Below are 7,897 nucleotides of genomic sequence, written 5' to 3'. Positions count from 1 at the left end.
GTGTCTTCCAGGGAAGGATCGACGTCGAACTCCGCCTCGGTCTTTTCGCGGATCTCCTCCACGGTGACGCCGGGGGCGAGCCGGGTCAGCACGAGCCGGCGGCTGCCGTCGGCTTCCTTGGGCCTCGCGAGGTCGAAGACGGCCAGGTCACTGATGATGCGGTCCACGCAGCTCAGGCCGGTCAGCGGCAGGGTGCATTCCTTGACGATCTTGGCGGTGCCGTCCTTGGCGTTGTGTTCGGTGAGGACTACAACACGCGGGGTGCCGGCGACGAGGTCCATCGCGCCGCCCATGCCCTTGACCATCTTGCCGGGGATGGTCCAGTTGGCGAGGTCCCCGGCGCCGGAGACCTGCATGGCGCCCAGGATGGCGACCTTGACGTGGCCGCCGCGGATCATGCCGAAGGAGGTGGCGGAGTCGAAGATGCTGCCGCCGGGCAGGACCGTGACGGTCTGCTTGCCGGCGTTGATCAGGTCGGCATCCTCATCGCCCTCGTAAGGGAACGGGCCCATGCCGAGCAGGCCGTTCTCGCTCTGCAGCACCACCCGGACGCCTTCGCGCAGGTTGTTGGCTACGAGCGTGGGGATGCCGATGCCGAGGTTGACGTAGTCGCCGTCGTTGAGTTCTTCGGCCGCGATGGCAGCCATTTCGTTCCGATTCCAAGCCATGGTGATTCTCCTGAAAAAGTGGTGGTTGGTGGCGCCTGGCAGGGCTAGACGGCCGCTGCCTCGGCGCGGGGCCGGACGGTGCGCTGTTCGATGTCTTTGACCCGGCCGCTGGCCTGCACCAGCCGCTGGATGAACACGCCGGGGGTGACGATGTGGTTCGGGTCCAGCTGGCCGGGCTCGACGATCACCTCGGCTTCAGCGACGGTGACGGTTCCGGCGGTGGCCACCACCGGGTTGAAGTTCTGTGCGGTGTAGCGGTAGATGAGGTTGCCGTCGGTGTCGGCCGTGTGGGCGTGGACCAGGGCGACGTCGGCCTTGATGGCTCGTTCCTGGACGTACGTCTCGCCGTCGAACTCTGCCAGCGGTTTGCCTTCGGCGACAAGGGTGCCGACGCCGGTTTTGGTGTAGAACGCCGGGATGCCGGCGCCGCCGGCACGGAGCCGCTCGGCGAGGGTTCCCTGCGGCGTGAACTCCACCTCCAGCTTGCCGGCGAGGTATTGCTCGGCGAAGAGCTTGTTCTCCCCGACGTAGGAGGCGATCACCTTCCGGACCTGGCCGGCCTCAATGAGCACGCCGAGGCCCTTTCCGTCCACGCCCATGTTGTTGGAGACGACGGTGAGGTCCTTGACGCCCGAATCGCGAACCGCCTCGATCAGGTCAGCCGGGATCCCGCTAAGGCCGAACCCGCCCACCGCCAGTGTCATGCCGTCCCGCAGCACGTCCTGCAGTGCGGCCGCCGGGCTGGATTTCACCTTTGACATAGTCATCTCCTCATTGAGCTCCGGGTGGGCGGCGGGGTGCGCTGCCCTAATCCACTTTGTGGACTGTTCGTCTGAAGAAGGAGCCTATGGTGTGGCGTGGAGCACTGTCAACGCCGAGAAACCCGGGCAATTGGTGCATTTTTGCTGCATTTCTACAGTGTGGACGCTACGCTGGGCAGTGTCCACAATATGGATGATTAGCCGGTGTCGCCGAACTGGAAGGCCAAAATGAACTCCGCCCCCGTGCAGGGCGCCCAGGTGGTAAGCCGGGCCGCGGCGCTGTTGAGGATCGTCGGCCGGAAACCGGAGGGGGCTCCATTGGTAGAGCTGGTCCGCGAATCGGGGCTCACCCGGCCCACCGCCCACCGGCTGCTGACCTCGCTCGCCGCCGAGGGCCTGCTGGACCAGGACCAGCACAGCGGCAACTGGGTCCTTGGCCCGGAAATCCTGCTGATGGGCTCGGTGGCCTCGGCCCGCTTCCCGCTCGAGGACATTGCCCGCCCCAGCCTGCGCCGGCTGGCGGAGGAAACGGGCGAGAGCGCGTTCTTCTCCATCCGCCGCGGCGCCGAGACCGTGTGCCTCCTCCGGGAAGAGGGCAGTTTTCCGGTGCGCTCCTTCGTACTGCACGAGGGCGTGCGTTTTCCGCTGGGCGTGGCCTCCGCCGGGACCGCCATCATGGCGTTCCTGCCGCCGGAGGAGCAGGAGGAGTTGCTGGCCGGCTGGGCCGCCCACGCCGGGGCGTTCGCCGCTGCCCACAGCCCGGCACTGGTCCGGGCCAACCTGGAATCAACGCGGCAGGCGGGTTACTCGGTGAACCCGGGCCTGGTGCTGGAGGGCAGTTGGGGGATGGGTGCTGCCGTGTTTGACCAGCGCGGGCGTCCGGCATGGGCCCTGTCCCTGACCGGCATTGAACCGCGGTTCCGTGCGGACCGGCGCGCGCATCTGGGCCGGCTGCTGATGGAGGAGGCGCACCGGATTTCGGTGCAATTGCAGGGCTCCTGAGCGGCGCGGACCACCCGCGTCAACGCCGGGCCTCGGCGCCTCGACACGTCGGCGTGTACGGCCGTCTCGACAAACGGGCGGCTGCGGAGCACGATGGAAAATGCAGCCGTAGCTGCACACAAAGACCTCACCCATTACCCCTGTCCGGGTGGCGTGTCTGACCCAAAAAACTACTTCCCCGCCGTGGTGCTGGGGACCGGGAGCAGGAGAAGAGCGCGGCGGACGCAGTCCACGCCGGAGCGAACCGGCGCCGCAGTAGGCCGCGCCGAAGCGCCCAAAGGGCCGGATCCCCGGCCGCAAGCTCCCAGCTACCAAGGAATGAGTCCCATGGCTCTCCCAGCAAAATTGCGCCCAGAACTGCGCGGCATGCCGCGGCTGGTGCGCCTCCTTATCGCTTTCACGGCCGCCCTCGTGCTGCCGCTGGCAGTCAGCGGCGCCGCCGTCGCCGGCGACGACGATTCCCCCGAGACGTGGACGGTCCAGGTCGGGTCTGAATCCTCAAGCCAGGCCATTCAGGGCATGGCTTTCCTGCCCTCAAACATCTACATCAACGCCGGCGACACGGTCACCTGGGAGGCCAACTCCGCAGAGATCCACACCGTGACCTTCCTTGCGAAGGGCCAGTCCCTGCGCTCGACCCAACCGTTCAACCCCTCGCTGCCGCAGAATATCTATCAGCGCGGCGGGAAGTCCTATGACGGGCACTCGTATTTCAACTCGGGTGTGATGTCCAACGTCTCAGACAGCGGTTTCAAGGCGGTCACGGAATACAGCCTCGGCTTCCCGCGCAAAGGCAATTTCACCTATTACTGCCTGGTCCACGGGATGGCCATGAAGGGGACCGTGCATGTCCKGGCAGCCGGTACCGACTATCCGTTCGACCAGTCGGCATATGACCACCAGGCGGACAAACGGGCCCGGGCCATCCTGCGGGACGGACGCGAGGCCTGGGACGCCGCGCGGGACCAGGCGGGCAAGCACACTGTGATCGCCGGGACGGACAATGGCACGTCCATGGTGATGCGCTTCATCCAGCCCCGGATCGAAATCCGGGTGGGTGAGAAGGTGACGTTCGTGAACAACGGCATGGGCGCCCCGCATACCGTGACGTTCGGCAAGGAACCCGCGAACGTGGCCGTCCCGCGGGGCAACCCCGCCAGGTTCGGYGGCGGTGACCTGAACTCCGGGATCCTGCCGCCGCACAGCAAGTTCACCGTGACCTTCACCAAAGCCGGGGAGTTCGACTACATCTGCGGCCTGCACGACTTTATGGGCATGGTGGGCACCGTGGAGGTCCGTGACTGACGGCAGCAACCGGTCAGTGACGGCACCGGGCACTGACCGGGCGGGATGCCTGCGGACTGCCTACTGCTTCCACCACGTGTCGAAGATCGTGACCGGGACGGTGCGCTTGTGCCGGGTCCGCAGGTACTTCTGCTCGATCAGCTCCGCCGCGGCGTCCGGGATCTCGCGGCCCTCGAGGTAGTCGTCGATGGTGTCATAGCTCAGGCCAAGTTCGTCCTCGTCGGTCCGGCCGGGCTGGCCGTCGAGGAGGTCTGCCGTCGGGACTTTTTCCCAGATGCGTGCAGGGGCGCCGAGTTCGGCCAGGAGGGCCCGGTTCTGGCGCTTGTTCAGGCCGAACAGCGGCAGGATATCCGCGCCGCCGTCGCCGTATTTGGTGAAGAAGCCGGTGACGGATTCGGCGCCATGGTCGGTGCCGATCACCAGGTAGTTGTGTTCCCCGGCCAGGGCGTACTGCGCGATCATGCGGGTGCGCGCTTTGGTGTTGCCCTTGTGGAAGTCGGAAATCCCGTTGCCCACGGTCTTTTCGAATTCGTCCTCGAAGCCGTCGACGGCGGCCGAGATGTTGAACGTCCACTCCGTTTTGGCCTGGATAAAGTCCAGGGCCGCCTGGGCGTCATCCTCGTCATGCTGCACGCCGTAGGGAAGCCGCACAGCCACAAAGTTGGCCTCCATGCCCTCGGCATCGAGCTCCTCGACGGCCAGCTGGGCAAGCCGGCCAGCCAGTGAGGAATCGAGGCCGCCGGAGATGCCCAGGACAAAGCCCTTGGTGTGGCTCGCCTTGAGGTACTCCTTGAGGAAGGCCACGCGTTTGCGCACCTCCCCGGCGGGGTCGATCCGGGGCTGGACGCCCATTTCCTCGATGATTTTCGCCTGGAGTTCGCGCATGAACCTCAGCCTAGCCAGCGGTGTCAACAACGCTCAACTGTTGCAGGCCCGTACCCCTCCCGCGGGCACCGCGGCAGGCGTACCGTATGGGCATGGAGACGACGGGATGCGTGGTGGCCGGCGGCGGCCCGGCCGGAATGATGCTGGGCCTGCTCCTGGCCCGGGCCGGCGTGCAGGTAACCGTCCTGGAGAAGCACGCGGATTTCCTGCGCGACTTCCGCGGCGACACAGTGCACCCGTCAACCATCAGGCTGATCGACGAACTTGGCCTGGGCGAGGAGTTCCGGCGGCTGCCGCAGAGCCGGCTGAACAGTGTGGTGTTCCCCGTCGCCGGCGGGCGGCCGGTAACGATGGGCGACTTCGGGTCCCTGCGGGCGCCGTACAACTATGTGGCCATGATGCCGCAGTGGGATTTCCTGAACTTCCTTGCCGCGGCGGCCGCAGAGGAACCCGGGTTCAAGCTGCTCATGAGCCACACGGCCACGGGCCTGATCCGTGACGGTGGCCGGGTCCGCGGCGTCCGGTTCCGCGGGCCCGACGGCACGCAGGACGAACTCCGGGCCGACCTGGTGGTTGCCACGGACGGCCGGCATTCTGTGCTGCGTGACGCCGCCGGCCTGGCCACCAAACAGTTCCCGGTGCCGTTTGATACCTGGTGGTTCCGGCTTCCGCGCTATCCCGCCGAAGAAGGCGTGGTGGCCGGCCTGGTCCCGGCGTTCGGGCCGGGTGAGGCGCTGGTGGCGCTGACCCGCAACGATTACTACCAGCTGGGCTACCTCGCGCCGAAGGCCGCGGATGCCCGGATCCGCGCCGAGGGTGTCGAGGGCTTCCGACGCCGGATCGCCAGGCTGCGTCCGGACCTCGCCGGCCGGCTAGACACCATTGCGTCCCTTGACGACCTGCACTGGCTGGACGTCCGTCTCGACCGGCTGCAATCGTGGCACATCAACGGGCTGCTTTGCATCGGCGATGCCGCCCACGCCATGTCCCCGGCCGGCGGGGTGGGCATCAACCTCGCCATCCAGGATGCCGTGGCGGCGGCGGACATCCTGGCCCCGGCCCTCCTCCGCGGCAGGGTGACTGCCGGGGAGCTGAAGAAAGTGGAGCAGAGGCGGCGGCTGCCCACCGTCGTCGTGCAGGGCGTCCAGCGCCTGCTGCACCGCGCCGTCTTCGGCCCGATCATTACCGGGAAACGGTCCACGGTCCCGGCGGCGGCGCTGTTCGTCGCCCGGCACGTGCCGGCGGTCCRCACCATCATTCCCCGGTTCATCGCGTTCGGGCCACGGCCCGAACACGCGCCGGCGTTCGCCCGGCGCGCACCGCAACGCCCGGTCGCCACGGGTACCCCGGGTCTGCAGGGCGTACGGGAAGCGCCCACGGAACCGGGGCCGTACCCGACCCAACGCCCGGGCCCGGACGCGCCGGGCCCGGCCCTGGCGACGCACGCCCCCGCCGTCGGCCRCTTCCGCCGGGGGCGGACGGGAAGCCGGTCGGCCTCCTGACCGGAGCCCGGCGACATAGAGGGTTCCGGCTGGGAATCCGCCCCCGGCCTCCTACTAAACTGTTCCCCATGACCACCAGTGACTTCGCGGCCGACGCCGCTGCCGCCCGCGCCCGCCTCCTGGAACTGATCAAGGAGCTGGCCGTCGTCCGCGGCAAGGTCACCCTCTCCAGCGGCGCCGAGGCCGATTACTACATCGACCTGCGGCGCATCACCCTGCACCACGAGGCCTCCAAGCTGGTGGGCCAGGTCATGCTGTCCCTGATGGCCGACGCCGGCATCGACTTCGAGTGCGCCGGCGGACTCACCATGGGGGCGGACCCCGTGGGCACCGCCGTGATGCACGCCGCCGTCGACGCCGGCCGCACCGTGGACGCCTTCGTGGTCCGCAAGGCCCAGAAGTCGTACGGCATGGGCCGCCAGGTGGAGGGCCCCTCCGTCGAGGGGCGCAACGTCCTGGTCCTGGAAGACACGTCCACCACGGGCGGCTCCGCGCTGACCGCCGTCGAGGGCGTCCGCAAGGCGGGCGGCAACGTCGTCGCCGTCGCAGTGATTGTGGACCGCGACACCGGTGCCAAGGAGAAAATCGAAACCGAAGCCGGCGTCCCCTACCTCTTCGCGTTCGGCAAGGATGAGTTGGGCCTGAACTAGCAGTTCGCCTTCCGCGTACATATGTGGACGGTATTTCCGCGGTGACTTATCATTTCTTCAAAACCTCACTCGGTACATCTGTACCCTCAGCTGGAGAACTGCTCTATGCTTCCGCCCCAGGAATACCCGGGCCCCCTCTCCGTCAGCACCGCGGACCAGGTCCAGAACCTTATCCTCGACAGCACGGACTTCGAGGAGTTCCTCAACGATCTCGCACGGTTCTCGGCGCACCAGGTGGCCGGCGAAGGCGATGACGCGCTCTGCGGCATCACGTTGCTGCGCGACCGCAAAGCGGCAACCATCGGCTGGAGCAGCGAGTCCGCCCGGGAGGTCGACGAAATCCAGTACCGGCTCGCGCAGGGCCCGTGCCTGACCGCCGCGCAGGAGGAACGGGAAGTTTACGTTCCTGACCTTTTCGAGGAAGACCGCTGGGGACCGGACTACGCCACCGCCGTGGCCTCGCACGGGCTCCGCTCGGTCCTTTCGGTGCCTTTCCACCTGCAGGGCGAAGCCCAGGCCGCCCTGAACCTGTACTCGGATGTGCCGCGCAAATTCGACGGCAACGTCGCCGAGCGCGCCCGTGACTACACCCGGCAGATCTCCCAGGCGCTGCGGATGGCCGTCCGGTTCTCCCTGCACACGGACAGTGCCACCAACCTGCGGGCCACCCTCGAATCGCGGACTGTGATCGACATGGCCATCGGCATTGTTATGGCGCAGAACCGCTGCGACCAGGAGACCGCTGTCCGTATCCTCACCGACGCGTCGAGCCACGGCAACGTCAAGCTTCGCGACATCGCCACCTCGCTGGTGGAGTCCGTGGGCGGCGTGGCCACACGGACCCATTTCCAGGAACCCGGGAAACAAGCCGCCGGCTAGCCGGGACTTGTGCCCGCTCCGGCCTGCAGTTAGTCTGAGGACGGTTGAGCCGTCGGCCATAGACACTTTATTTGGAGTACCTATGGACCAGTCTCTTAACGCCCAAGTCAAGCTCGACGTCGACTCAGACGTCATCCGGATTGATGTCCGCGGCAGCCTCAACCAGAAATCACGCCCGGCCCTGATGCTGTTGATCCAGCGCATCCGCCGCATGGGTTTCACCTCCCACATCCGCGTTGACCTCG

General features: G+C 67.2%; 8 protein-coding genes. 5 read left to right on the top strand and 3 right to left on the bottom strand.

Translation table 11 applies throughout. The annotated features are described in order from the left end of the window. Together AC1DHD_RS11670 and AC1DHD_RS11665 are read right to left on the bottom strand one after the other, a co-directional pair. Positions 1-668, bottom strand: a 668-nt coding sequence (locus AC1DHD_RS11670) for a CoA transferase subunit B (RefSeq protein ID WP_476879873.1), incomplete at its 3' end; no start/stop codon positions are given. Between the two features lie 44 nt (positions 669-712). After that, positions 713-1,429: a CoA transferase subunit A gene (locus AC1DHD_RS11665; protein WP_476879872.1), complete on the bottom strand. Its 717-nt coding sequence runs from the start codon at positions 1,427-1,429 to the stop codon at positions 713-715. Between the two features lie 228 nt (positions 1,430-1,657). Here AC1DHD_RS11665 and AC1DHD_RS11660 point away from each other — a divergent pair, with 228 nt between their 5' ends. Together AC1DHD_RS11660 and AC1DHD_RS11655 are read left to right on the top strand one after the other, a co-directional pair. Next, entirely contained in the window at positions 1,658-2,431 is a 774-nt protein-coding gene (locus AC1DHD_RS11660; protein WP_476879871.1) for an IclR family transcriptional regulator, read from the top strand. A 327-nt stretch (positions 2,432-2,758) separates the two neighbouring features. Next, positions 2,759-3,736, top strand: a complete 978-nt coding sequence (locus AC1DHD_RS11655; protein WP_476879870.1) for a plastocyanin/azurin family copper-binding protein — start codon at positions 2,759-2,761, stop codon at positions 3,734-3,736. A gap of 60 nt (positions 3,737-3,796) precedes the next feature. On the opposite strand, the gene nadE is transcribed toward AC1DHD_RS11655, so the two are convergent. Continuing rightward, positions 3,797-4,621, bottom strand: coding sequence for an ammonia-dependent NAD(+) synthetase (gene nadE / locus AC1DHD_RS11650; protein ID WP_476879869.1), 825 nt, complete (start codon positions 4,619-4,621; stop codon positions 3,797-3,799). 92 nt (positions 4,622-4,713) lie between these two features. Between nadE and AC1DHD_RS11645 the strand changes: the two genes are divergently transcribed. From AC1DHD_RS11645 to AC1DHD_RS11635, 3 genes are all read left to right on the top strand, one after another. Continuing rightward, the gene (locus AC1DHD_RS11645; RefSeq protein ID WP_476879868.1) at positions 4,714-6,123 is read left to right on the top strand and encodes an FAD-dependent oxidoreductase; all 1,410 of its coding nucleotides are present in this window, start codon (positions 4,714-4,716) and stop codon (positions 6,121-6,123) included. Positions 6,124-6,191: 68 nt separating this feature from the next. After that, on the top strand, positions 6,192-6,773 hold the full coding sequence (gene pyrE / locus AC1DHD_RS11640; RefSeq protein ID WP_476879867.1) for an orotate phosphoribosyltransferase: 582 nt from the start codon (positions 6,192-6,194) through the stop codon (positions 6,771-6,773). A 105-nt stretch (positions 6,774-6,878) separates the two neighbouring features. Further along, positions 6,879-7,652, top strand: a complete 774-nt coding sequence (locus AC1DHD_RS11635; protein WP_476879866.1) for a GAF and ANTAR domain-containing protein — start codon at positions 6,879-6,881, stop codon at positions 7,650-7,652. Positions 7,653-7,897 lie beyond the last annotated feature (245 nt).

This window comes from Arthrobacter sp. 05L45_2 (genome assembly GCF_056397525.1).
Note: the sequence above shows the minus strand (reverse complement) of the source record. Positions and strands in the feature narration are given on the sequence as shown.

Coding starts and splice junctions, on each gene's coding strand:
- AC1DHD_RS11660 (WP_476879871.1), top strand. CDS start 1,658: ATGAACTCCGCCCCCGTGCAGGGCGCCCAGGTGGTAAGCCGGGCCGCG.
- pyrE (WP_476879867.1), top strand. CDS start 6,192: ATGACCACCAGTGACTTCGCGGCCGACGCCGCTGCCGCCCGCGCCCGC.
- AC1DHD_RS11635 (WP_476879866.1), top strand. CDS start 6,879: ATGCTTCCGCCCCAGGAATACCCGGGCCCCCTCTCCGTCAGCACCGCG.
- nadE (WP_476879869.1), bottom strand. CDS start 4,621: ATGCGCGAACTCCAGGCGAAAATCATCGAGGAAATGGGCGTCCAGCCC.
- AC1DHD_RS11665 (WP_476879872.1), bottom strand. CDS start 1,429: ATGTCAAAGGTGAAATCCAGCCCGGCGGCCGCACTGCAGGACGTGCTG.